Source organism: Rhizobium sp. BR 317 (assembly GCF_047445835.1).
In the GTDB taxonomy this organism is placed as follows: Bacteria; Pseudomonadota; Alphaproteobacteria; order Rhizobiales; family Rhizobiaceae; genus Rhizobium; species Rhizobium paranaense.
On record NZ_JARWLB010000020.1, the window covers coordinates 18,251 to 41,233 of the forward strand.

General features: G+C 58.9%; 25 protein-coding genes and 2 pseudogenes. 12 read left to right on the forward strand and 15 right to left on the reverse strand.

The features are described from left to right. Positions 1-171 precede the first annotated feature (171 nt). Both QD357_RS25235 and QD357_RS25240 read right to left on the reverse strand, forming a co-directional pair. A pseudogene (locus QD357_RS25235) lies at positions 172-408 on the reverse strand (SDR family NAD(P)-dependent oxidoreductase); the annotation flags it as partial. Between the two features lie 142 nt (positions 409-550). Continuing rightward, positions 551-1,141, reverse strand: coding sequence for a TetR/AcrR family transcriptional regulator (locus tag QD357_RS25240; protein ID WP_183938319.1), 591 nt, complete (start codon positions 1,139-1,141; stop codon positions 551-553). A 307-nt stretch (positions 1,142-1,448) separates the two neighbouring features. Here QD357_RS25240 and QD357_RS25245 point away from each other — a divergent pair, with 307 nt between their 5' ends. Beyond that, on the forward strand, positions 1,449-2,246 hold the full coding sequence (locus QD357_RS25245) for an alpha/beta fold hydrolase (protein WP_183938318.1): 798 nt from the start codon (positions 1,449-1,451) through the stop codon (positions 2,244-2,246). 296 nt (positions 2,247-2,542) lie between these two features. On the opposite strand, the gene QD357_RS25250 is transcribed toward QD357_RS25245, so the two are convergent. After that, the gene (locus tag QD357_RS25250; RefSeq protein WP_183938628.1) at positions 2,543-2,719 is read right to left on the reverse strand and encodes a four-carbon acid sugar kinase family protein; all 177 of its coding nucleotides are present in this window, start codon (positions 2,717-2,719) and stop codon (positions 2,543-2,545) included. 446 nt (positions 2,720-3,165) lie between these two features. After that, positions 3,166-3,858, reverse strand: coding sequence for an aspartate/glutamate racemase family protein (locus QD357_RS25255; protein WP_414125257.1), 693 nt, complete (start codon positions 3,856-3,858; stop codon positions 3,166-3,168). Positions 3,859-4,380: 522 nt separating this feature from the next. Between QD357_RS25255 and QD357_RS25260 the strand changes: the two genes are divergently transcribed. Both QD357_RS25260 and QD357_RS25265 read left to right on the forward strand, forming a co-directional pair. Further along, on the forward strand, positions 4,381-5,703 hold the full coding sequence (locus tag QD357_RS25260; protein ID WP_183941375.1) for an NAD(P)/FAD-dependent oxidoreductase: 1,323 nt from the start codon (positions 4,381-4,383) through the stop codon (positions 5,701-5,703). A 59-nt stretch (positions 5,704-5,762) separates the two neighbouring features. Continuing rightward, positions 5,763-6,104, forward strand: coding sequence for an NAD(P)/FAD-dependent oxidoreductase (locus tag QD357_RS25265; RefSeq protein ID WP_246451694.1), 342 nt, complete (start codon positions 5,763-5,765; stop codon positions 6,102-6,104). Positions 6,105-6,117: 13 nt separating this feature from the next. Here the strand turns inward: QD357_RS25265 and istB are convergent, their stop codons facing one another. Both istB and istA read right to left on the reverse strand, forming a co-directional pair. Next, positions 6,118-6,918, reverse strand: a complete 801-nt coding sequence (gene istB, locus QD357_RS25270; protein ID WP_183941377.1) for an IS21-like element ISSme2 family helper ATPase IstB — start codon at positions 6,916-6,918, stop codon at positions 6,118-6,120. Next, positions 6,918-8,204 (reverse strand): IS21 family transposase, encoded by a 1,287-nt coding sequence (gene istA / locus QD357_RS25275; RefSeq protein ID WP_414125258.1) that lies wholly within the window; start codon positions 8,202-8,204, stop codon positions 6,918-6,920. The genes istB and istA overlap by 1 nt, the downstream gene beginning before the upstream one ends. 94 nt (positions 8,205-8,298) lie before the next feature. Between istA and QD357_RS25280 the strand changes: the two genes are divergently transcribed. Next, entirely contained in the window at positions 8,299-8,664 is a 366-nt protein-coding gene (locus QD357_RS25280) for a tyrosine-type recombinase/integrase (protein WP_414125259.1), read from the forward strand. Next, positions 8,661-9,437, forward strand: coding sequence for a tyrosine-type recombinase/integrase (locus QD357_RS25285; protein WP_414125260.1), 777 nt, complete (start codon positions 8,661-8,663; stop codon positions 9,435-9,437). The genes QD357_RS25280 and QD357_RS25285 overlap by 4 nt, the downstream gene beginning before the upstream one ends. A gap of 152 nt (positions 9,438-9,589) precedes the next feature. On the opposite strand, the gene QD357_RS25290 is transcribed toward QD357_RS25285, so the two are convergent. Both QD357_RS25290 and QD357_RS25295 read right to left on the reverse strand, forming a co-directional pair. Beyond that, the gene (locus QD357_RS25290) at positions 9,590-10,177 is read right to left on the reverse strand and encodes a TetR/AcrR family transcriptional regulator (RefSeq protein ID WP_414125261.1); all 588 of its coding nucleotides are present in this window, start codon (positions 10,175-10,177) and stop codon (positions 9,590-9,592) included. Then, the gene (locus tag QD357_RS25295) at positions 10,174-10,710 is read right to left on the reverse strand and encodes a dihydrofolate reductase family protein (protein WP_414125262.1); all 537 of its coding nucleotides are present in this window, start codon (positions 10,708-10,710) and stop codon (positions 10,174-10,176) included. The genes QD357_RS25290 and QD357_RS25295 overlap by 4 nt, the downstream gene beginning before the upstream one ends. A 294-nt stretch (positions 10,711-11,004) precedes the next feature. Here QD357_RS25295 and QD357_RS25300 point away from each other — a divergent pair, with 294 nt between their 5' ends. From QD357_RS25300 to QD357_RS25320, 5 genes are all read left to right on the forward strand, one after another. Further along, the gene (locus QD357_RS25300; RefSeq protein ID WP_414125263.1) at positions 11,005-11,916 is read left to right on the forward strand and encodes a LysR family transcriptional regulator; all 912 of its coding nucleotides are present in this window, start codon (positions 11,005-11,007) and stop codon (positions 11,914-11,916) included. Between the two features lie 164 nt (positions 11,917-12,080). Next, positions 12,081-12,533 carry a (2Fe-2S)-binding protein gene (locus QD357_RS25305; protein WP_414125264.1) on the forward strand — a complete coding sequence of 151 codons (453 nt, stop codon included), beginning with the start codon at positions 12,081-12,083 and terminating at the stop codon, positions 12,531-12,533. A 14-nt stretch (positions 12,534-12,547) separates the two neighbouring features. After that, a complete protein-coding gene (locus QD357_RS25310) occupies positions 12,548-14,704 on the forward strand; it encodes a molybdopterin cofactor-binding domain-containing protein (protein ID WP_414125265.1) in 2,157 nt (718 codons plus the stop codon). A gap of 2 nt (positions 14,705-14,706) precedes the next feature. Further along, complete coding sequence (locus QD357_RS25315; protein ID WP_414125318.1) at positions 14,707-15,036, forward strand: c-type cytochrome; 330 nt, start codon at positions 14,707-14,709, stop codon at positions 15,034-15,036. 113 nt (positions 15,037-15,149) lie between these two features. Then, a complete protein-coding gene (locus tag QD357_RS25320; protein ID WP_414125266.1) occupies positions 15,150-15,464 on the forward strand; it encodes a hypothetical protein in 315 nt (104 codons plus the stop codon). A 268-nt stretch (positions 15,465-15,732) separates the two neighbouring features. Here the strand turns inward: QD357_RS25320 and QD357_RS25325 are convergent, their stop codons facing one another. Together QD357_RS25325 and QD357_RS25330 are read right to left on the reverse strand one after the other, a co-directional pair. Next, positions 15,733-15,960: a 2Fe-2S iron-sulfur cluster-binding protein gene (locus tag QD357_RS25325; RefSeq protein WP_414125267.1), complete on the reverse strand. Its 228-nt coding sequence runs from the start codon at positions 15,958-15,960 to the stop codon at positions 15,733-15,735. Between the two features lie 181 nt (positions 15,961-16,141). Beyond that, positions 16,142-16,861 (reverse strand): annotated as a pseudogene (locus tag QD357_RS25330) (FAD-binding oxidoreductase); the annotation flags it as partial. A gap of 148 nt (positions 16,862-17,009) precedes the next feature. Here QD357_RS25330 and QD357_RS25335 point away from each other — a divergent pair. Together QD357_RS25335 and QD357_RS25340 are read left to right on the forward strand one after the other, a co-directional pair. Continuing rightward, positions 17,010-17,210 (forward strand): type II toxin-antitoxin system VapB family antitoxin, encoded by a 201-nt coding sequence (locus QD357_RS25335; protein ID WP_016736583.1) that lies wholly within the window; start codon positions 17,010-17,012, stop codon positions 17,208-17,210. After that, on the forward strand, positions 17,207-17,590 hold the full coding sequence (locus QD357_RS25340) for a type II toxin-antitoxin system VapC family toxin (RefSeq protein ID WP_414125268.1): 384 nt from the start codon (positions 17,207-17,209) through the stop codon (positions 17,588-17,590). The genes QD357_RS25335 and QD357_RS25340 overlap by 4 nt, the downstream gene beginning before the upstream one ends. Before the next feature lie 306 nt (positions 17,591-17,896). On the opposite strand, the gene QD357_RS25345 is transcribed toward QD357_RS25340, so the two are convergent. From QD357_RS25345 to lpdA, 5 genes are all read right to left on the reverse strand, one after another. Continuing rightward, complete coding sequence (locus QD357_RS25345) at positions 17,897-18,514, reverse strand: maleylpyruvate isomerase N-terminal domain-containing protein (RefSeq protein WP_331371236.1); 618 nt, start codon at positions 18,512-18,514, stop codon at positions 17,897-17,899. Positions 18,515-18,540: 26 nt separating this feature from the next. Next, entirely contained in the window at positions 18,541-19,635 is a 1,095-nt protein-coding gene (locus QD357_RS25350; protein ID WP_414125269.1) for a cupin domain-containing protein, read from the reverse strand. Between the two features lie 110 nt (positions 19,636-19,745). Then, entirely contained in the window at positions 19,746-20,396 is a 651-nt protein-coding gene (gene maiA / locus QD357_RS25355; RefSeq protein ID WP_414125270.1) for a maleylacetoacetate isomerase, read from the reverse strand. Beyond that, the gene (locus tag QD357_RS25360) at positions 20,393-21,091 is read right to left on the reverse strand and encodes a fumarylacetoacetate hydrolase family protein (protein ID WP_183940770.1); all 699 of its coding nucleotides are present in this window, start codon (positions 21,089-21,091) and stop codon (positions 20,393-20,395) included. Before QD357_RS25360 ends, maiA begins: the two co-directional genes overlap by 4 nt. A 134-nt stretch (positions 21,092-21,225) precedes the next feature. After that, positions 21,226-22,983 carry a dihydrolipoyl dehydrogenase gene (gene lpdA, locus QD357_RS25365; RefSeq protein WP_414125271.1) on the reverse strand — a complete coding sequence of 586 codons (1,758 nt, stop codon included), beginning with the start codon at positions 22,981-22,983 and terminating at the stop codon, positions 21,226-21,228.

A 22,983-nucleotide genomic window follows, 5' to 3' on the forward strand; every position in this document is an offset into this window, starting at 1 on the left:
CCAGCGATCCGACGTCTCCAGCTTTTTCGATCAGCGGCCACTCTGTATGATTGATCAATTTGCGAGGCGGTCACTCAACCGCCTATGCGTTTTGTGCCCATAGAGAACGAAGCGCCGATGAAGCTCGGCAAGCGTTCTGCCACGTCCGCGAATGTCTGGGTGGTCGCCCTCCTATTGCGGGAGGGCTCCTGCTGCGAGAAAGCCGCCGTCTACCGGAATTATTGCACCGTTCACATAGCTAGCGCCTTCTGACGAAAGAAACGCAACTACCGCGGCTATTTCATGGGGTTTCCCATACCGTCGGCTCGAGATCGCTGCAGTATACGTGGCGCGGAATTCCGCAGAATGCAAAGTCTCGGTCAGAGGCGTGTCAACCGGGCCAGGAGCAATTGCGTTACTCGTAATTCCAAATGCTGCGAGGAAAACGCCATCGAGGGCGGATTCCGTGAATTTGGGGGCCCGAACGCGCTCCGAGAACTAGCCGCTCACCTGTGGCTCTTCCGGCGATTTTCACGCACCGCCGACTTTTTAGAGCTATTTGCGAGACGGTTCAGGTCCTAATCAGGCCTAAACCCCGCAATGTCGTCTCTGTCAGCAGCCACAGGTCACTTTCGCCACGCACAACTTTAGAGAGGACATTGAGCCCGACCATTAGATTTTGCAGAGCAAGCGCCAGAGCTTGAACATCTGCATGACTGTCAATTTCGCCTTGCTCGCGCGCTATGGCCAATAGCTCTGCTATGCGCTTCGTTGAACTCGTCGCCAAGCTGGTCAGCATTGGCGCCGGTCCCTCGTCTGACGGGCAGAGCTCGGCAATCGAATTCACGATGATGCAGCCTTTGCCCTCGGGATCAGCGGCACGAATACGGCAAATGTTTCGCAGGACACCATGAAGGAGAGGTAGGATAGGTCCTTCCACTTCGGCATATAGTGGTGCGTCCGGCGCAGTGGCGGCATATCTGGAGATGATTTCAGCAAACAGCTCATCGCGCGAACCGAAGGCGTTGTAGAAACTTGATCGCGGAATGCCCAGTCGCTCGGATAGAGACTTCACGGACGCTTGCTCGTAGCCACCTCGTCGGATGACTTCTGTGGCGATATCCAAAGCTTCGTTGCGGTCAAACTTACTTGGTCGTGCCAATTTTCGATCTCACATTTTAGTTTTGTACATATATGGACAAAACAATCGAAATACAATATTCGTGCGGCAATACGGACATAGAGCCTCCATTCAGGAAGATGAAAGTGACTGCTTTGATTATGGCCCAAACTCGCCAGAAGGTCGTCAGAAAACGGGTGATGGTTTCGGTACGTTCTCTCACCGGGCACGTGAGGTCGTGAATCGGGGGCAATGATGCTGGCCGGCACGTAAAAACGCAGGCGGCCTAACTTTCCGTCTTTGAAGCAGCACGCCTCCTCAACATTGATATCGCAATGGAGTATTATCCATGTTCAATTTCTTCCCACCACGACGAATTGCAGTTCTCGCGCGGCTTTTGGCGCTATCGTTCACCGCGACCACGACGCTGCTTGCTACTTCGGCATGGGCGGCTGAAAGGGCGCCGGGAGTGAAGAACATTGTCCTCGTGCATGGAGCATTCGCAGATGGGGGGATTTGGTCCGATGTCATCCGACTGTTGCAGGCTAGAGGCTACCACGTCACAGCCGTTCAGAATCCCTTGACATCGCTAGCTGACGACGTAGAGGCAACTCGCCGGGTTCTCGCAAGGCAGGAAGGCAATGTTCTGCTGGTGGGTCATTCTTGGGCAGGCGCGGTTGTGAGCCAAGCAGGGAACGCTGCGAATGTGAAGGGTATTGTTTATCTTTCGGCGCTCGCTCCGGATAGCAATGAATCTGTCGCAGAATTACTAAAAAAGCGCGATGCGCCCATGGAAAGTCTCCTGCCGGACGAGAATGGTCTCGTTTGGCTCGATGATCCAACCGTATTTGCTCACGTCATGGCAGGGGATGTTTCTCGCAAACGCGTTGCGGTACTTGCTGCGACCCAACAGCCGATGGCCGCGAAAGCATTCGGCGAAAGCATCACCCACGCCGCGTGGCTAGATAAACCCACCTGGTATCTGGTGACGCAGGGAGACAATGCTCTACCGACACATGTGCAGGAATGGATTGCTAAACACATCGGAGCCAAGACTGCGACTATCAAGTCGAGTCATATGTCGATGATCACGCATCCTTATTTTGTCGCGGATCTCATCGCTAAGGCGGCCAGAGAGGCAAGGTGAATGGCGATCTCGGTGATGGCCTATTAGGAGTTGACGCGTCATTAGACTAGTGCCCGTCCATTGCTGCATCAAGCAGAAGGAGGTTCGATGAACTGACAACATGCTAAGTAGCTGCGTACGCAGCTGCGTAAAAGAGGAGGACATGGACATCGATCTGGCCGCGGGTCGCACCAGAGCAGCTGCCCGCCAGCACGCTTCCAGCTCGTTTGTTCCGATCAACTTGCCAGAGTTTCCTGAAGCGAGGCCGCGCCGAATGAAATTCCCAGCTAGACCAATCGCTGTGCCAGACCCGCCTGTTACCAGCTTGTGGTCGTCAATCGCTGCCCTATTGCAATCAGATCCTGATCGAATGTCGCATCGACGATCACCAATGTATCATCCTTCTCGGCAAGCGCAGGGGCGACTTCCTCGGCACCCTTGCGAACCGTATCCAGCGCGACGTGCCCAACGGACGATCGGGTCTGGTATCGCAGCTATCGGCGAATTTCGGGGTCCGTCAAGGGTTTAAGCGGATGGTTCTGCATGCCAGATTCACTCAGAAGCTGGTCATGGACGATGGTGCGCCATGTAGACAGTGCGGCCAACACCTGGGGAATCGAGCGCGGCTGCGAGCGCTTTGCCCACGGGTCCAATGGTCCAATCTTAAACTGCGCGGTGCGCAGTCCACCGTTAGGCGCCACGCCCTTGCAAGTGCGTTTGCAATATCGCTTGCGCCTGTAAAATCGTGGGCAATCACTCCTAAAAGCACTTCTTTCCCTTCTCCCCGCGAGACACCACCCGACGGGCGGCTTGCAGCGAACTGCTCTTATCGCCCCGCGCCGCCCTTACGCGAAGCCTTCTTTGGTCACTGCTTTGCGATCAGATCGCGCAGCTTTAAGACGGCCTGTTCGGGACTGCTGAAAACCGGCAAACCGCTGGCCTAACTGTGCGCACTGTCTTGGACGCTTAGTGCGGAGGACATATGCAGCACACCAAGTTCAGGGCTAGTGAGTACTGGCACCGATGTCTCGCTTATCTCATTTAGAGCATTTGCCATTGATGCTTGAGCAAGAACAACCACGTCGACACTGCCCACGAGGGAAGCGAGGCCTTCACGTATCATCGCATCATGCGCCGCCCTGTCCCCGTTGCGCAATTTATCAAAGGCTCCTTCACAAAGACGACCGGTTACAGAAACGTTATGACCTATTCTTTGAGCATGGCGTTCAATTAGGCGGGTTGTAGGGTTCATTGTTGTAGCCAGAGTTGCAAGGACGCCAATTCGGTTCCCGCGCTGGATCGCCTCAATCGCCATCCCGTCATCTATGCGGAAGAGGGGTACGGGGCAGAGCGGCACTGCCGCATCGACTGCAGGACCGAGCGAGGAACAGGTGACGAGGACAGCCGAAGCCCCCGCGTCCGCCGCCGACCAGATGTGAGTCGCAAGACGCCGCATGGTCTGGCGTGACAGCGTGCCTTCGGGGATCGTGTTCTCCAGCAGGCTCTCATCCAACATGTTGAACGAGCGCCAACCGGGCAGATGGCGGCCAACGAGTTCGTTAAACGCGGGGATGATCCCGGGGACCGTGTGGATCATGGCAAGCGCAGGGGACTCATGAACCTCTGTACTCATGGCTTCATCTCTGTTTTTGATTGTGCATGCGCTTCAATGTTCTGTAGCAGCAGGGTTGATATGAACCGATCGCGGCATCTGTCGTGTTACGACCGGAAGTCAATTCAAAACCACTGTCGTCAGACGATGCTCTGTAACTTACATGCTCAACGACCGAAGACTTGTCTGTCGTGCCGCCGAATACGGAACTTTCCGCCGTCCCTGCATGATCATTCGATGCATGCTGCTCGCCTTCCTCCGGTAGCTTCACATGAGCTCACTTCGAGGACGCGCCATGAAACCGATCTTTCCAGGCAATCTGCCCCTGCCCATCGGGCATTTCATCTGCGACCAGCTGCTTTCGGCCGAAGATGTCATCGACACGTATCGCGCGTCGAATGGCAAGGCTTAGGCGTATCCCGCCCGGCTCGCATCGTCATTCCAAGTCGATGCGATAACCGTCATCGTCGCAGATGTTTCTGCCGGAGGGGCAAGGAAACAGTGCCGTATAGATCAGCCGCCAAGATAAGTTCAGGTCAACCGATGGCTCCAATTGTCAAACGCATACAGAACGATCAGCAGCTCCCCGCCGAGGCGGATGTCGTCGTGATCGGGGGCGGCATCATTGGTGCAACGGCAGCTTTCTTTCTCGCGGAGCGGGGACTGTCCGTCGCCCTGGTCGAAAAGGGCTATATCGGCTGCGAGCAATCGAGCCGCAACTGGGGTTGGTGCCGCCAACAGAACCGGGATGAGCGCGAGCTGCCGCTCTCGGGCGTCGCCCTGCGGCTATGGGATGAGTTTGAGTCCAAAATCGGAGAGGACGTCGGCTTCCGCCGATGCGGTCTGCTTTACGCTACAGACAATCCGCACCAATTGGCGGAATGGGAAGCATGGCGTGATACGGCCCGCCAGTTCAACGTCAATACGAAGATGCTGAGCGCCAGGGAAGCGGCTGCCACGATTCCGGCGAACGGTCGCCGATGGCTGGGCGGAGTGCATTCGATCGATGACGGCAAGGGCGAACCCGCCATCGCCGCGCCGACGATCGCGAACGGCGCGCGCAAATTTGGGGCGACGATCCACCAGGAGTGCGCTGCGCAAGGCCTCGATCTGGTCAATGGAGCGATGGCGGGAGTGATTACCGAAAAGGGGCTCATTCGGACACAAGCCGTCCTCTGCGCCGGCGGTGCCTGGACGTCAATGTTTTGTCGTCAGTACGGAATTCTTTTTCCGCAGGCAAGCGTGCGCCAAACGGCGCTTCGTACGCGGCCCACGGCGAATCTGGGCGAGGCGATCTATACGCCGGAGTGCGCGCTGACCCGCCGGCTGGATGGCAGCTACACGCTAGCGATCAGCGGCAGGGCGATGCTAGATATCACCCCACAAGGTATTCGATACGCCCGCTGGTTCATGCCGATGTTCATGAAGCGCCTAAAAGCGGTGCAGTTCGGCATCGGTAAATCCTTCCTCCATGGTCCGGAGGCAATCGGTCGCTTGAACAAGAGTAAACCGTCGGACTTCGAGCGGGTCCGCGTTCTCGACCCGCCGCCGAGCCGCCGCACCATCACGGCTATCTTGAAACGGGTCACGGAGCAGTTTCCTGCATTGGCGGGGGTCGAAGTCGCCGATAGCTGGGGAGCCTACGTGGATTTCACGCCGGACGCGGTGCCGGTCATCTCGCCGGCCGACGGTGTGAGAGGTCTCTACCTGGCCGCGGGCTGCTCCGGCCATGGCTTCGGCCTTGGCCCGGGCATCGGCCGCCTGGCGGCCGACCTGGTTGCCAATGACACGCCCTGTGTCGACCCCACCCCCTTCCGCCTATCGCGCCTCATTGATGGTTCGAGGGTCATGGTCGGAGCAATCTGATCGTGAGGCCGGATCGGGAAACAAGCCTTTGGGGCGACGCGCCGAGGAAAGCGAGCGGAATGGATTACGACGTAATCGTCATCGGCGGCGGACTGGTGGGGGTATCGATAGCCTGGGGTCTGTCGAGGTGCGGGGAAAGGGTTTCAATCCTCGACGAGGGCGATGTGGCAAACAGGGCCGCCCGGGCGAATTTCGGTCTTGTATGGAGCTCCAGCAAGGGCCTCGGCAACGCCGCCTATTCGCGATGGTCGCGAACCTCGACGGCGAACTGGCACCAGCTGGCAGCCGAACTCAAGGCCGAAACCGGCATCGACACCGGCTTTGTCCAGTCGGGCGGCTTCTCAATCCGACTCACGCCAACTGTCAAGCGAATCGAGGAATTGACCCCTCTGCCGAATTGAAGAACTGACCCCCTCATTGGTTTGCAGTTTCGTTGGTTTCAAGCGCCGCTCCGGCCTTCTGCAGAAGGCCGGAGCGGCGCTTTTCGCGAAGTCGGTAGCTATCGCCCCGAATGGTGATCACTGTCGAGTGGTGAAGCAGGCGATCCAATATTGCCGTGGCAACGACGGGATCCCCAAAAACACTTCCCCATTCGCCCACGGAGCGATTTGAAGTGATCAGGATTGAGCCCTTTTCGTAGCGCCGAGACACCAGTTGGAAGAACAGGTGGGCGGCATTGGCCTCGAAGGGCAAGTACCCCAGCTCGTCGATGATCAACAATTTCGGTCGCGACAGAATCGTCAACTGTTTGTCGAGCGAGCCGTCGCTGTGAGCCTTCGCCAGCATAGCCACCAAGGTAGCCGCCGTGACGAACTGGACGTTGTAATTTTGACGGATTGCCTCGCGGCCGAGGCTCACAGCCAAATGCGTCTTGCCTGTACCTGGTGGTCCAAGGAACAGAACAGTATCACCGTGGGCGATCCAGCGGCAGGTCGCAAGTTCCCTGATCTGCCCCTGATCCAGCGAGGGCTGCGCCTCGAAGTCGAAGCCGTCCAGTTCGCGCACGAACGGGAATTGCGCCAGCTTGCTCGACATCGATATCCGCCGCTCGTCGCGCCGGGCGATCTCGCGCGATACCAGGAAGGCGAGAGCCTCCCGCAATGTCATCTTCGACCGCGCTGCCTCGTCTAGCAACGTATCGAGCTGGTCGCGGATTGCCGTCAGCTTCAGCCGGTCGAGCGTTGCGATCAGCACGTCATGATCCACAGTCGTCATCACCAGCCTCCTCCAACCACTGCTTCATATTCCGCAAGCGGCCGCAGCAAGGCAGCGGGCGCGGCCTCGATGGCCTCTTTACGCACCGGCCCGTCGAAGCCGGTCACGCCAACAAAGTGCGCCCGGTCCACAATTCGTTGTCGTCGCCCCCGGCACTGGAGATGGTCAGCGATGACCTGGCCGGCATGACGGATAATCACGCGGCCGGCCAACACTACGACCTGAACGCTTTCGCCGATCAGGTGCCAAGGGACCGAGTAGCTGTTGGTATCGAGGTCGATCGCGCAATCGGCTTGAACCTTGCGAACCAGATCCCGCAATTGTCCGAAGGGTGCCCGTCCGGCCAGCGGACGTAGCGCCTTGGCTTCGTCGGCAAAACGTTCCGCCGGTTTGACACCGGTGGTGCCGTGTTCACGCTGGTCGGCAACTTCGCGTGTCCATCGATCCAGGTGCGCTTCGAACTCGGCCCAGCTCTCGAAGCGTCGCCCGGCGATCGCGTTCTTCTTGACATAGCCGACCCCCCGCTCGTCTTTGCCTTTCGTTCTCGCCCGATACGGTGCGCAGGCCCGCGGCGTGAAGCCCCAATAACGGGCAAAAGTATGCAGTCGCGCGTTGAATCTTACCTCTCGCGTCACCGCATCATGATGCTCGACCAGGGCTTTCGCATTGTCGATCAGCACTTCCGCCGGAACCCCACCAAACCGCAGAAAGGCGCCTTCCATCCCCTCGAACCAGTCCGCCTGCCGCTCCCTGAGTGACGCGCGAGCATGCATCCGCCGCGAATAGCCCAGCGTCGCCACGAACAGATGAACCCGAGCCCGCTCGCCGCCGATCCACACCTTCGTATCACCGAAGTCGATCTGCATCTGATGGCCTGGCGCCGTCTCAAAGCGGACTGTCGCCCGCTTCTGTGCTTTTAGCTCTCGCCGCCACTGCCGAACTCGAAGCTCAACTGAACGCAGACCGATGGTGATTCCATGCTCACTCGCCAATTCCTGGCGGATTACATCCGCATTGCCGTCATGCCGGAAAAAACGCTCGCGAAGCCAATCATCAAGCCCGTCGAACGCCGTGCGTCGAACAGGCTGTTTGAACGGTGCAACTCCGCCTTCTCGAAGATAGCGCCGGACCGTATTGCGGGCGCATCCGAACTCCTTCGATAGACGTTTGGCGCCCCAACCGAGCTCGTGCAGCCGCAACATCGCCACCACCTCATCAGCCTGAAGCATATCCCCGTCCTGCATCGTTCGCGACAATGCAGGATGCGATAAAATCGTGCTCGTCATCCATCACTCCTCGTTTTGACACGAGGGGTCAGTTCTTCGGTTCGTTAGGGGGTCAGTTTTTCATTTCGCCCGACAAGGCGGGCGGGTAGCAACAATGCCGCTGCCACAGGACGTAGGCGCGGCCATTGCGGATTACATATTGAATGGACGGCCCACCACCGGATCCCGGACCATCTTTCACAGGGTCGAGACTCCCTGCACACCGTTCTTCACCGCCACACCTGTCATCCTTATCGCCGGTCGGGCACTGAAGCGGGCCGCGATTACAGGTCTTCGCTCACATCATGCCCATGTTTTTCGGCACACCTTTGCGACGATGGCGATCCGGTCCGGCGTGAGCCTCACGGAATTGGCCCGGGTTCTCCGCCACAAGGAGCCAGACACAACGAGAATCTATGCGAAGCTCGACACCGAGCGCCTTCGATTACTTGCCCGTCCGTGGATGGGAGCAAACCTATGAACACGATGAAGATGTCCCTTGAGCAATATCTGGCACTGCGCCGCTCTCTCGGTTTCAAGCTCCAGAGCCAGGAAAGCCGGCTGCGCAACTTCGTGGAATATGCGCAGGCGCGCGGCGAACAATACATCACCGCCAAGCTTGCGGTTGAATGGGCGGAGCACCAGTGCGGACCTCGGACTTGGTCATCGCGACTGTCGACCGTCAGGTCTTTCGCCCGCCATCTCATCTTGACGGACCCGAAGACCGAGATTCCGCCTTCCGGCATTTTCGCGCCACAACGGCGGCCACGGCCTTTCATCTATTCAGATGACCAAATCGCCGACCCGCTCAAGGCAATGCCTCTGTTGCATCCGGGAAGCTTTCGCGGCGTGACCTATCATTATTTCTTCGGGCTGCTGGCATCGACGGGCATGCGATTTTCGGAGGCTGCACGCCTGCTTCGCGAGGACGCCGATATGGAAACCGGCGCGTTGACGATCCGCGAGACGAAGTTCGGCAAGAGCCGATACATTCCCTTGCACACGAGTACCTGGGATGCACTCCGCCGGTATTGCATTGAGCGGGATCTTTTACCAAGCAGACGCGCCAGCAGGTTCTTCTTCACAGGGGTGCATCGGCGGAAATCGAAAGCGAAACCTCAACCGCTTTCTCCACTCAAAGCCCCCAGAAATTGCATCATCCCGAGAGGTTCGCAGGCGCAATCCTACTGCGTCCACAGCCGCTCTCCCAAGGTTTCGATTTTACGGCAGTGCCGGGAAAACCAATCTTGGTGATTGCTGGAAAGCACGACGACGCCGCCGTCGCTCGTCGTGCTTTCCAGCGATCTCCATAGATCTGGATCAGCAGCGTCAGGCGACATCAGTATAGCTGCTAATCGAGCGTGTCGACGTCCAGCATGCGATGACCTCAGCAGATAGCGTGGTGGCTACAAGTCGTTTCTGCGACGTCGCAGAGCATCAAGCAACTCAGCAAGTCCAAGTTCGAACCCATGCGGCCCTGCCGCATTTCCGTCTTCGAGCTGCTCACCCACCGACTGAGCGGCCATGGCAAGCGCTGCCCCGTGCGCATAGTCGATCAGGACATAAGCCCATCGCAGAGCCTGCTCCGATGACAGGCCGGACTCGCGCAGGAGAGAGATCAGCGTCTCCGTTATTCGCCGCGCCTCAGCTGGAAAAAGCGCCGGCCGCGCGAAGATCGCCAAGGTAAGGGAGGGATGCAAAAGCACCTTGGCATGGTAGGCGACGAGTAGGTCCTGCGCCCGTGCAAGCACATCGCCCGTGGTTGGGACAGTGACCCCAGCATAGACGAGTTCCGCCAGTTCACGGATCAACCCATCACGATCCCCGAAGCGGTGATAGATCGTCATCGGCGTGATGCCGACACGGGCCGCCAGGGCTCGCATCGTCAAGCCCTCGACGCCCTCGGACGAGAGGAGCGCCAGGGCGTCGGCCAAGATCGCGTCCTTGGCGATGGTCTTCCCGTCAGCCGGCCGACCGGGTTTCCTTCCAATCACCGGATGACCTCATAATACGACTGGACGAGGCCGGATGGGAAAGCCTGGCTGCGCAGATGTTTGAGCGCCACATCGCGGGGATCGCCGCCGAAGAGCGGAAGCCCTGCGCCGAGCAGGATGGGAATGGTCGTGATTACCATGTCGCTGATCAAGTCACGCTTGAGAAAGGACCGGATGACGGCGCCGCCATTGACATAGGCCCTCTTCGCTCCTTCCGAGTGCAGCATCGCCATTACCTCTTCAGGAGATCGGTCGGTGAAGCGCACCCGACCAGAGAGTTCGGGAGAAATCGCCCGTGGTGCAAGTTCTGACGACAAGACAAGCACCGGGCGGGTGTAGAACCAATCGCCCATGCCCCTGACTGCCTCATAGGTGCCCCGACCCATGATGATGACGTCGATATCACTGATGAAGTCGTCGTAGCCGTGATCCTCACCGGCCTGGTCATGCCTCAGCAGCCAGTCGATGTCACCGTTCTCGCGGGCGATGTAGCCATCAAGGCTCGTCGCAATGAAGACGTGTCCGGAAACCATGCCATGCTCCATATTTATACGACGTATAATTATGATGTCGGAGGCCTTGTCAAGCGTTGGCGATGCCCCGTTGCTTCATGGCAGAACCGGAGGCAGGAGACGAGACATAAGCGGAATGGGCGATCTAACGGACCGAGGCCGGTCCGCAGTCCCACGTGACACTCGGGTAGTGCGAGCTACACCAACTCGAGGGAAGGCATCAGAGTCCAGAATTCAGTTGCGTTTATCCGCTATGGGTCGCATGTAGCCAGCGGATGGACGACTGCAGCGCTGGCAAGTGTCGATGAGGAGAGCATGGGCCGTCAGAACCCGTTTGATGGATTGGCAGAATTCCTGGCGGTCGCAAGCCGGAACAGCGTTCGCAAGGCCGCACTGGACCTCGAGGTCACCCCGGGGGCCGTCAGTCAGGCGCTGCAGAAGCTCGAGCGTCGATTGGGCACGCCGCTGTTTCACCGAACGACGCGACGGATCTCCCTGACGGAGGCAGGTGAAGCGCTGCTCGCCGAGGTCGGACCTGCCGCACAGGCTATCGAGGCCAGCCTTGACCAGGCGTCAGGCTCCGCAAACGAACCTTCCGGGACCCTAAAGCTCATCGTCGAGCGCCTCGCGGTGCCCTTCGTCATCGAGCCGCTCCTGCCCGAGTTCTCTGCCGCCTGGCCCAAGGTCAAGGTCGATATCACAGTCAGCAACAGGCATCATGACTTCGTGGCCGCCGGTTACGATGCTGGGATCATCATCGGGCCTTATATCGCTCAGGACATGATTGCGGTCAGGCTTTCCCCGCACTTCCATTGGGCGGTTTTCGGGTCTCCGGACTATTTCCACAAGCATGGGCGGCCAATGGTCCCGGCAGATCTCGCCAAGCACAACTGCATCCGTTTTCGTCGTCCCGAAAAGGGCGACATCTATCGCTGGGAATTCCTGGAGAATGGGCAAAACGTCAGCATCGAGCCTACAGGCCCCGTCACCGTCAACGACGGAGAGCTGATGCAACGGCTTGCAGCACGCGGTCAGGGTCTTATCTACTCCTCGACTTACCACGCGTCACACCGCGTCGCTGCCGGGCAGCTCGAACCGGTCTTGCTCGACTACTCACCCGGCACGGACGGGCTCTATCTCTATTTTACCAAGGCAGCTCAGGCGCAGCCCAAGCTGCGCGTCTTTATCGATGCCTGCTCGGAGCTGCGGCGATCATCGATGGACTGAAACGGGCGCTGCATAGCCACAGACGACGCGCTCGCAAACGCCCGAGCAGCCATCTACAGATTGTTTAGTTACTCTATGCAGCAAGTGCAGCAGACGCCGATTTATCCACATCGATAAACACTGCATGTTCCGCCGACCTTCAGGTCTTCAACGGAGCAAGGCACATGGCGTTCACCCTCCAGATCAATGGACACCCGCATTCAGTCGATGTGGATGGCGACACGCCACTTCTGTGGGTCATTCGCGACGTCCTCGGCATGACAGGCACCAAATTTGGCTGCGGGCAAGCGCTGTGCGGCGCCTGTACCGTCCATGTAGATGGCGTTGCGACGCGGTCCTGTGTCGCTCCGATCGACAGCGTCGCCGACAGCGAGATCACGACGATTGAAGCGCTTGGGACGCTTCCGCACGGGACGGCGCTTCAGAACGCCTGGATCGAGCTGGATGTGCCGCAATGCGGCTACTGCCAGTCGGGTCAGCTCATGTCGGCTGCTGCCCTTCTCTCTGACGTTGAACATCCGACCGACGAAGACATCGACAACGCCATGTCCGGGAATGTCTGTCGATGCGGGACCTATCAGCGCATTCGCGCAGCCATCAAGCTTGCCAGCGCCTGAGAGGAGCAGAGATCATGTCGAACAGAATGAACGGCCCCAGCCTCAACCGACGCAGTTTCCTCAAGGCGAGCGCAGCACTCGGCGGCGGTCTCATCGTCAGTCTCGGACCTCTTTCCACCGGACCTCTTGGCGCCACAGACTTCGCACCGAACGGCTTCATCCGGATCGACCGCAGGGGTCTTGTCACCCTGGTCATGCCACAGGTGGAAATGGGGCAAGGGATCTATACCGCCCAGGCGATGCTGATTGCCGAAGAACTGGATGTCAGCCTGGAGGAAGTGAAGATCGAGCATGCGCCCGTCAACGAAGCGCTTTACGGTCATCCGGTGCTCGGACGACAGATGACCGGAGGGTCGACTTCGATCCGAGCATTCTGGACACCGTTGCGAACGGCTGGCGCGACAGCGCGGCTTCTTCTCATGCAGGCGGCGGCCAGGGAGTGGAAGGTCGACGTGGCCGCATGCAAGACCGAGCAAGGGTTCGTCCTAAACCCGGACGGGCGCACGCGGCGGGCCTATGGTGAGCTGGTCGACATGGCCGCCTCTATGCCGATTCCCCCTGCGGACACCATCACCCTCAAACAACCGGCCGACTTCAGGCTGCTCGGGACCTCAGCGAAACGCCTCGACACGCGCTCGAAAACGAATGGCGCATTGATATACGGTATCGACGCCTCGCCTGCCGGGATGAAGTTCGCAGCCATTGCAATCGCGCCAGTCCTCGGCGGGAAACCGATCTCTGTGAACCAGGCGGCAGCACTGGCCATCAAGGGTGTGAAGCAGGTCGTGATCACGGAGGATTCCATGGCGGTCGTCGCAGACCACACAGGGGCTGCCAAGAAGGGGCTCAAGGCCGCTGGCATCGCGTGGGAAGACGGCGCGAACGGCACGGTGTCACAGGCCGACATCCTCCGGCAGCTTGATGAACAGTCGCAGGAGAACGGAGCCGTGGCACGCAGCGAAGGCGATGTCGCAACGGCGCTATCCAGCGCGGCTGTCACGATCGATGCCGTATATCAATTGCCCTTCCTTGCCCATACGGCCATGGAACCGATGAACTGTACCGTCCATGTGCGCGAGGACACCTGCGAACTCTGGGTCGGAACACAAAACATGTCTGCGGCAAAGCAGGCGGCGGCTGCGGTCACCGGCCTGCAGCCCGAGAAGATCATCATCAACAACCACATTGTCGGTGGCGGCTTTGGTCGACGGCTGGAGGCCGATGGCATTGCTCATGCCGTGAAGATCGCAAGACAGGTCCAGGGCCCGGTCAAGGTGATCTGGAGCCGTGAAGAGGACATCCAGCACGGCTACTACAGACCTTATTATTACGATCGGATCTCCGGGGGGATCGATCAAGACGGCCGTCCTATCGCCTGGAGCCACCGCGTCTCCGGATCCTCGATTTTTGCTCGCATCGCACCCGCTGTCATGCAGAACGGCGTCGATCCCGACGGCGTCGAGGGCGCCGCCCACCCGCCCTACAAGCTTCCGACGATCCACGTCGAGTTCAAGCAGGTTGAGCCGCCAGGTGTCCTAACAAGCTGGTGGCGGGGCGTTGGGCCGTCCCACAATATCTTTGTGGTCGAAAGCTTCATCGACGAACTGGCCGCAGCGGCGAAGACCGATCCCGTCGACTATCGCAAACGGCTGCTCTCGGAAAACCCGCGTGCGCTGGCCGTGCTCGAGCTCGCGGCAGAAAAGGCGGGTTGGGGCAAAACACTCCCCGAGCGGCAGGGCCGCGGCGTTGCAGTACAATTCGCCTTCGGAACCTATCTCGCAATGATCGCCGATGTCTCAGTGGCGACAGATGGAACGGTTCGCGTTCCACGGATMGTGACGGCGGTCGACTGCGGCTTGACGGTCAATCCGGATACGATCGCCGCCCAGATGGAGGGTGGCGCGCTCTATGGCCTGACTGCGGCCCTCTACGGCGCAATCACCTTCGCCCAGGGCCGCGTCGAGCAAAACAATTTCGACACGTATCTGCCGCTTCGCATCGATGAGGCGCCGCATGTGGAAACTCACATCGTGCGAAGCGTCGAGGCGCCCGGAGGCATCGGCGAGGCAGCGACCTCTGCGGTCTTCCCCGCGGTCACCAACGCTATCTTTGCAGCCACAGGCAGGCGTGTCAGAACCCTGCCGATCAATCCGGAAGAGCTGAAGGCGTGACCATGCTCAATGCACTGCGATTGATCTTGTCCATCGCGACCCTCTGCATTGCGGGCCAGGCCGCCGCCGCAGACTCAGGCGACACGGTCCGTGGCCACCAACTCTTCAGCCGCTGTTCGGGGTGCCACTCGGTGGAAGGCGAGAACAAGTCCGGGCCCTTCCTAAACGGTGTCGTCGGGCGAGAAGCGGCAACCGTCGAGGGCTATCGCTACTCCCCGGCGCTTTCGAACGCCGGCATCATCTGGACGGAGGAGGCCCTCGACCACTACCTTGCCGGCCCGACCAAGGCTGTGCGTGGAACGCGCATGAGCGTCAGCGTTTCGAGCGAGTAGGATCGCGCGGATATCATCGCCTACCTTAAGTCCCTGGGTGGCCCGTGACCAGTTCCCGACGCACGTGTCCGACCGCCGACACCCACACCGGTGCTCGGGCTGGACCTAAGCAGATGAAGCGTGTTGCCGAAGCCGGCAACTTCTTTCCGATTGAGCAATCCGACTATGTGGGCACCGATGAGGGATCCTCAGTCAGACGAGAGGATCGTATGAACACCGAATACAGATCAAGGCGTTTGTCCAGGAAAGGCCCAGTCGCGAATCTCCCAAAACCGTCTGGCGATAGAGAAGGAATAGACGGCGTCGAGGCCATCTGCGACCTTGTCGCCCTGCGCTTTGGGCGTCAGAAGATCGGGTTGCAGAGAGACTTCGATTTCTTTGGTGCGATGGTCAGGGCCAAAGAGATCCGCGGCTCCGTTGAAATATAAAGCCATGACCTGGCTCTGCCCGCTTTCAGGAGAGCGGGGAGAGGCGCAAAGGCCGCCATCGCAGTCGGCTGGCCAGATCGTGTGGAGCGGATAGCGCTTCTATACTCTCTGCCTCGAATGGGCGTGCTGAAAACGCCATCATTCCGACAGGCATAGAGGTAGTGAGATCACTGGTTCATGGCCACGGAACGTGGTGCCGAGGCGATTGCTGAGGATCCACGTGGCTCTGCTCGCGTTCAGCGGGAGCGCGCCACGCTCTGGCCAGCCCTCACAAATCGAGCTGCAATTCATCGTCCGTTTGTGCAGGAACCGAACAACAGATCAGCGCCTCGCCATCTGCTACGGCATAGCCAGGCTTTGCTTGATAACTGACGTCGCCCTTGACAATTGTTGTCCGGCAATCGCCGCAATTGCCAGCCCGGCAGCCATAGAGTGGGCTGAGGCCGCACTGCTCGGCGAGTTCCAGCAAGGAGCCGCCGCCCGGCTTCCAGAGCACCCTCCTTTCCTGATCGTGTGAAGACGACGCGGGTCGGAGCTTGAGCTATGGGCAGAGGCGGCAGCGCGGACAAGCGAACACCGGGATCGCGCTTCAGACCGGAGGGGCCGAACGCCTCCGCATGTATACGACCGTCTGGAATATTCAATCCGCGCAGCCCGTCATACATCGACTGCATGAAGGCGGAAGACCCGCAGATGTAGAAGACAAAGTCTCCGAATGGCAAATATGCCTTCAACAGCGTCATGTCGATACGACCGGCCCTATCAAAAAGGCCCTCGTCGCCGACATCGGGCGTTCCGAGCACCCTGATATCCTGGACCGTCCCTTCGCTACGCGCGACCAGTTCGCCGATTTCGCGATCAAAGGCTCTTTCGGCAGAGATGCGCGACGACCGCACTAGCCAGACTGGCCGGCGATGGCGCGTTCTATCGCCAGTCTGGACGACATGGCGCAGCATAGACAGCAGCGGAGCGATACCGATGCCAGCCGCGAGGAACACGGCCGGACGGCTGCGTTCCGTCGCATCGATGGTGAACGCTCCAAGAGGCGCCAGCGCCTCGATCTCGTCGCCTTCCTGCAGTGCGTGAAGGAGCGTGGATGCCCGGCCCTCACGCTTGACGCTCAGCCTGTAGCAGTCATCCGATGGAGCACTTGATATCGTGTAGTTTCGACGACGCGTGTCCTTCCCGTCCTTGATGCGGATCGGCAGATGCTGGCCTGCAAGGTGCGGGATGACAGCCTCTCCATCGACCGGCGTAAGATGAAGCGAACGGATCGTTGAGCTTTCCTCGATGGCCCGCTCCACGCGGAAGCGCCTCCATGTCTTTGGCTGGGCCGCGATCTTCAAGCGGCTTACGGCCTCCTTCCAGCCCCCCGTCATCAGACTGTTCGGCGACATGCCGTCATGGGACCGGAACCCGCGCCTGATGCAAATATCGTGCCGCTGGATTTGCACATCCGACGGCCGACCTATTGGAGTGAAGATCAGGCGTAGATTTTATCACCAAATGGTGCTATCTATAACACCATAATTAGGAAGCCAAACGATGCGATCGACTATCAATCTCGACGACACCCTCATGGAAAGGGCTAGGTCTCTAACGGGCACGAAAGAAACCGCCACTCTGGTCCGCCAAGCGTTGGAGACGCTTGTTCGTGTGGAGTCGGGAAAACGCCTCATCGCGCTTGGCGGAACTATGCCGGATGCGGAGGCAGCCCCACGCCGCCGGAGCGCAGCTGCCAAGTGATACTTGCCGACACTTCCATCTGGATCGATCATTTCCGGCATGCCGATTCAGAGCTGCGTAGGATTATTGAGGACGATCGTCTCTTATGCCATCCAGCCGTAATCGGAGAGCTCGCACTTGGCAGCCTTCGGGATCGCAGTAGCGTGATAGCTTTCCTGGCGGCCCAGCGCGAAGCGTTCGTCGCGACGCACGACGAAGTTATGATGATGATTGATCGCCACGCCATTTTCAGTATGGGCATTGGCTATACAGATGCCCACTTGATGGCCTCAGTTCTCCTCGATCAACGAGCGGTCTTATGGACCAGAGACAAGCGTCTGCGGGCAGCGGCCGAAAAGGCGGGCGCTTCATTGCATACCCCTGCCAGCGCGCAAAACTAAATGCTATATCGAAGCGCTCATGCTGGTCGTGAGCCGCCTGAGCGCAGAGTTCCGATCGATGCATTATGCGATCTTCTTGGCCCTAAAACGCGAACCCCATAGCAACAAGTCGAACGCTGGCCTCGAAAGCTCCCGCCGTGCCTTAACCGTTGATCCCGCTATTTCGGTGTCAGTGGCGTAAGGGGTATTTATGGAACAGGATGCGGTTTGCTGGAGTTAGGTCTTTTTTAGCGACTATGACAACCTGAGGACATAGCAACGGGGCTGAAGCCAGATTATTTGAACTGGCAGCAAGCATGTCTCAGCTTACTCTCGAGTTGGGGACCCACCGGACGAATGGCGGTCGCTACGAGGCTTGCAGCTCTGTCGCAGTTCGTCCGGAATTTCCTGAACATTTCCCCCCCAGTCAAGATTGATCGCCTGCAGCCAGATTTCCCGCGCGCGCATCCAAGGTGTACTTGCAATGGGTGTTAACTCGCCAGCGAGTGATCTGACATGCGTTTCCCATCCCGCATCGGTAAGATCGCGCCACTCAACGTTTAAATGGACCTGTGAGTGTTGAAATAAATACCGCAGGGCATGTACAGGAAGCGTCGCACCAAATTCAATGTCTTCATTGATGTTCTCAGGCTCGGTCAGGCACTCTACTGACGCGCCTTTCCGCGCGGCCTCGACCAGGCGTGCGAGTTTGCGGGCCTGATATCCGATGTTCGCGACAACGTGGCGCCGTCTCCAGCCTGTAACGAGCGAAGGTGCGTCGAATTCCGCATCCGTCATTTCGTTGAGCTTGCGGGCAAAGTAGGCTGTTCCTCGTCGGGCCAGCAGAAGGTGATGCACCGGAGCCGTCGGCGCATCGTAACGCGCGCCCTGCCCCTGCCTGTCACGCAACCAGGCCTTAGCCGCTATCTCATTCTGATCAGTCATTCCGGACTCCTGCATCAGTCTCCTGGTTAGCGACCTACCCCTTCCACCTGGGTGCGGGCAAAGCCCAAACGCTCCATTATCGGCGCGTCCGAAAAGCGGAACAGATCGAATTGGGTTTCGGCCTTGAGTGACCAGGCCACCCAGGACGGGACGACAAAGAGATCGCCCTTATTAAGCTTGCTTTCGATATTGTTCAGCACAACAGTGCCTGCTCCCTCGAAAACCTGAAACACGCTCGAGCCCACCTCCCGGCGGGGCGGGGTTATCGTTCCCACGCGTAGCCGGTGAAACTCGCACCGAATAGTGGGCATGACGTCCCCGCCGGTGGTGGGATTGACATAGCGAATTGCGGCATGGCCCTGTTCAACCGTTGCCGGCTGTCCTTCGTTCTCCAGAAGCAATTGTTCGGTCAGCGCCTTGTCCGTGTTTTCCCACCGATAAGCAGCCAGCGGCGAACTCACAGTATCCTTGAGTTCCGACAATGGCCGTAAGCCGGGATGTGCCCACAGGCGCTCGCCGCGCGAAAACCGGGGGGTGGCATAGTCGGTAACGCGGTCTGCCCCGAATTCAAAAAATCCAACGTCGTTTTGGTATGAAAATGGAATATCGAGACCGTCGATCCAGGCCATGGGATGGTCCGTGTCATTATGATGTCCGTGGAAGTGCCACCCTGGCGTCAGCAAGAGATCGCCTCGGCTCATCCGCACGGGATCGCCGTTCACAACGGTCCAGACCCCTTCACCTTCGACAACAAAGCGGAATGCGTTCTGGGCATGTCGATGCTCTGGTGCTGTCTCTCGTGGCCCGAGATATTGGATTGCGGCCCAAAGCGTGGGTGTGATGTACGCCTTGCCACCCAGACCAGGATTGGCCAGTCCGATTGCACGCCGTTCGCCACCGCGACCGACTGGAACGAGTGCACCTGAGCGCTCAGCCAGCGGGAAAAGGTGAGACCACTTCCAGACGTGCGGCACCGCTTTTGGTTTTGGGACGACGGGCATGATGTCATCGATCTGAGTCCAGAGAGGCATCAGGTGCCCCGCCTCAAAATCCGCATAGAGTTGACGAAGTTCAGGGGTATCCTCGGATTTCATGACATTGCTGTGGCTTGCCTCGTTCATCTTCTCCTCCTTGCGGTCTTTTCCCGATGAACCAATGAACCTTTGGCTGCCGCCGTGCCTGGTTGCGTTGGATTTAGCTGAAACTGTCATTGCCGGCGGCGTGGTTGATATCACTCCGCATCGGGTTGATTGTCCGGAGCTGCCTGTTGAAATTGGGGCAATTGCGCGCAAGCTTCAAAGATCCGGCTGATCGTTGGATAACCAGACATATCTACATTGAAGCGCTGGTTGTTGATCACCTGGGCGTAGAGGCAGACATCCGCGATACTCGGCGCGTCTCCATGGCAAAAGCGGCCTGTCTTGGCATCTTCGGCCAGCATTTTTTCAAGAGGCTTGAATGTTTCATTAACCCAGTGTCTGAACCACAGGGCGATGGCGTCTTCATCGGCGCCGAAAGCGGATCGTAGATACTCGAGAACACGAAGATTGTTCAGCGGGTGAACCTCGCAGGCGATTGAGTAGGCGATTGCACGGACGCGCGCCCGGTCGATTGACGTCTTGGGTAACAACGGCGGCTCGGGATGCTCCCTTTCCAGATATTCTATGATGGAAAGCGATTGGGTTAGGGTCGTGCCATCCTCCAATACAAGCGAAGGAACCAGACCCTGAGGGTTTATCGCGAGGTAGGATGCCTCGCGGTGCTCACCTCTGCGCAAATGGTGAGGGACGTATTCGTATGGCAAACCCTTCCAGTTGAGAACAGCGCGGACCCTGACCGACGTGGACGAGCGGAAATAGTTATGAAGGATGAAGGCGGTCATGATAGCGCCGCACCGATCGGCGTTGTAATGGAACGGAGTCCCTCGATCTCAACTTTGCAGACATCTCCGGGAACCAAGGCGCCGACACCTGCGGGAGTCCCCGTATACACAAGATCTCCGGGAAGCAATTGCACAGCGCTAGACAAAATCGACACGATTTCGGGTACGGACCAGATGAGGTCGGACAGGTCTGCCTCTTGCCTGACCGTCCCGTTTACTGAAAGTCGGATCGCACCCTTTTCCAGTCGTCCGGTCTCGTGCGCCCTGCGGATTGGTCCGCATACCGCCGAGTTATCGAAAGCCTTCCCCCAGTCCCACGGTCTTCCCTTGTCACGTGCGTCGAGCTGCAGATCGCGCCGAGTTAAGTCGTTGCCAACCGCATAGCCCCAGATGAGCTCCCAAGCATCGCCTTCCGTCACGTTGAAACCGGGGCGACCGATCGCAACCACCAATTCCGCCTCATGATGAAAGTTCTGCGTGAGGGGCGGGTAGGGCACCACAATACCATCGTCCACAACGGCATCGGCAGGCTTTGTAAAGAAGAACGGAGGATCGCGCGAAGGATCCTTCCCCATTTCGCGCGCATGAGCTTCATAGTTTCGGCCAACACAAAAGATGCGGCGAACTGGAAAACGGGCGGACTCGCCTTCTACCGCAACACTTGGTACCGGCTGGTGCTCAAATACAAAATTCATGGTGGTTGCCTTTGCCTCCCTGTGCCGGATCATGGCGATCAAGCTCTTCCTCAACGCAATTATGCATATAACTGTGATAAATCACAATACTGATATATGCATCAGTTTTTTGTCTGGCGTTATCAGGGGGGCGCTCAACTGGCGCCCACCCTTCCTGACGAATGTCCGCTGGGCGGAAGATCTGTGCAGACGCCCTCAAAGAGCTCGGCAGCCATGCCGATCGTCTCGCCGAGGGTGGGATGCGGGTGAATTGTTCTGCCGATATCTACGGCATCCGCTCCCATCTCAATCGCGAGGCAGATTTCACCGATCATATCGCCAGCATTGGGTCCAACAATCACACCCCCGACAAGACGATGCGTATCAGGATCGAAGATCAGCTTCGTCATTCCATACGCCGCGCCGTTGGCAATCGCACGCCCAGACGCGGCCCAGGGAAACTTTGCTGTCTTCACTTTTCGGCCCGAGATCTTGGCTGCATCCTCAGTGACGCCGACCCAAGCAATCTCCGGATTGGTATAGGCGACGCTCGGGATGACTTTGGCATCGAAGTGACTTTTCATGCCGGCTGCGACTTCGGCGGCAACGTGACCTTCATGAGCGGCTTTATGCGCCAGCATAGGGTCGCCGGCAATGTCACCGATAGCGAAGATGTTTTTCGCACGTGTACGCATCTGATTGTCGACTGTGATGAAGCCGCTCGAGTCCACTGCAATGCCGGCCGCCTCGAGCCCKAGAGATGCGCCGTTGGGTCTGCGGCCGGCAGACTGAAGAACGAGGTCGTATGTCCGCTCCACCGGCGGCGAGCTGCCGATCGAAACCGTTATACCCTCTGGCCCGGCGGTCGCCTTCTCGACGCTTGCGCCAAGGAAAATATCGCCGAGACGCTTGGCGTTTTCCTTCCGCCAGATCGCTACGGCATCGCGGTCGATCCCCGCGAGGAGCCCATCGAGGCGCTCGACGACGTCGACCGTTGCCCCTAGCGCGCTGTAGACCGTCGCCATTTCGAGGCCGATAATCCCACCGCCGATCACCAGCATGCGCTTTGGAATGAGCGGCAACTCGAGCGCACCTGTAGAATCGATGATACGAGGGTCTTCAGGCAGGAACGGCAGCCGCACCGGCGAGGAGCCCGCCGCGATGATGCAATGGGCGAAACTGATCAAACCCGTGCCGTCGACGGTGAGACTACGGGACGAGGCGAATGTCGCCGTTCCCCGGACGACTTCGACGCTGCGCTTGCTTGCCATTTGCGCGAGCCCCGTTGTGAGACGTGACACTGTCGCATTCTTGAAGGACCGAAGCCTGCCGAGACCGATCGCCGGTTCGGAGAAGGCTAGCCCGTGTTCCGCGAGTCCCTCCATTTCAAGCTTGAGCGCTGCGACGTGCAGCAATGCCTTAGAGGGAATGCACCCCACATTGAGGCAGACGCCACCCAGGGTCTCATCCTTTTCGATCAAGACCACGCGAAGCCCAAGATCGGCCGCGCGGAACGCAGCTGAATAACCTCCAGGGCCGCCGCCGATGACCGCCACGTCGAAGTCAACCTCCGCCGCATCCTTTACCACCAGCATCGCTTGGGAGACCGGCGCTTCTTTCGTTACTCGGGACCGCTGGAGCTCTGCCGCAGCTTGTGGCACGGTCTCCGGCGCGGCTCCTGGCGCAGGCAAGATCGTCCCGATCAGCGAACCAATCGAAACGCGATCACCGACTGCGACGGCAACCGTTTCGATACGCCCAGCCTGCGGCGATGGCACCTCAAGTGTCGCCTTGTCGGATTCAAGCGTCAGGATTGGCTGGTCGAGAAGGACGTCATCTCCCGGTTTGATCAGCACCTCGATGACCGGAACATCTGTAAAGTCCCCAATGTCCGGAAGGCGTATATCGGTCAT